The sequence below is a fragment of the uncultured Muriicola sp. genome, assembly GCF_947258935.1.
In the GTDB taxonomy this organism is placed as follows: domain Bacteria; phylum Bacteroidota; class Bacteroidia; order Flavobacteriales; family Flavobacteriaceae; genus Muriicola.
In genome coordinates, this window is the sequence record NZ_CAMYKH010000149.1 from 1,934 (window position 1) to 2,879 (window position 946).

The window sequence follows — 946 nt, forward strand, 5'->3', positions numbered from 1 at the left end:
TTGGCATCATATAGAAAACGAACACCCCCAAACAAATGTGCAAAGACAAGTTCAGCTACCGAACTTGAAGATGATGCTGGCGTATTAATGACATGGATTCCTTTTTCTTTGGCATAGGACACATCTATATTGTCCATACCAACCCCGCCACGACCAATAAGCCGAAGGCTCGGACATGCATCTATCAGATCGCTTCGTACCAGTGTGGCACTGCGAACCAGTAGTCCAACAATTTTCTGTTCATTAATGAAATTAGCCAATTGTTCCTGTGCTACAGTGGTAGTCAGTACCTCATAACCGGCTGCTTCCAAGGCCTGTATTCCGCTGTTGGAAATACCGTCATTGGCTAGTATTTTTTTACTCATAGAATTGCGAATCTCTTAAGTTATGAATTATTTAAATTTGATCTAAGCTTTGCGTTCCAGATCGCTCATTATGTCAACCAAAACGCCCACACTTTCTAATGATAAGGCATTATACATGGATGCTCTGTATCCGCCAACTGAACGGTGTCCGTTAAGGCCATTGATGCCGGCTTGTTTCCACATAGCATCAAAAGTATCTTTCAACTTTTCATCCGTGAGTGTAAATGTCGCATTCATGTTGGAGCGATCCTCTTTGTTTGCATACCCCTGGAATAGTGGGTTTAGATCGATCTCAGAATAAATCAGTTTTGCCTTTTTCTCATTGATATCTTCAATAGCGGCAATACCGCCCATATCCTTCAACCATTGGAGGGTAAGCATACAAACATACACCGGAAATACTGCCGGCGTATTGAACATGCTTTCTTTAGCAATATGCACCTGATAATTCAACATGGAAGGCATTTTTCTGGTAACCTTCCCAAGTAGATCTTCTTTTACAATAACCAGGGTAGTACCGGCCGGACCCATATTTTTTTGTGCACCTGCGTAAATAAGGTCGAATTTTGAAAAATCCAGCT

At 41.8% G+C, this 946-nt stretch carries 2 protein-coding genes (1 of these 2 only partly in view); both read right to left on the reverse strand.

Annotated features, from left to right (window positions below):
* Positions 1 to 365, reverse strand: partial view of a D-2-hydroxyacid dehydrogenase gene (locus Q0X72_RS13790; protein ID WP_297766594.1) — the 5' end (the start) only. Its footprint begins 574 nt before the window's first position; 365 of the gene's 939 nt are visible here — the first part of the coding sequence; it begins with the start codon at positions 363 to 365; its stop codon lies beyond the left edge, outside the window.
* A 42-nt stretch (positions 366 to 407) separates the two neighbouring features.
* Positions 408 to 946: aminotransferase class V-fold PLP-dependent enzyme (locus Q0X72_RS13795; RefSeq protein WP_297766597.1), on the reverse strand; the 539-nt coding region annotated here is incomplete at its 5' end.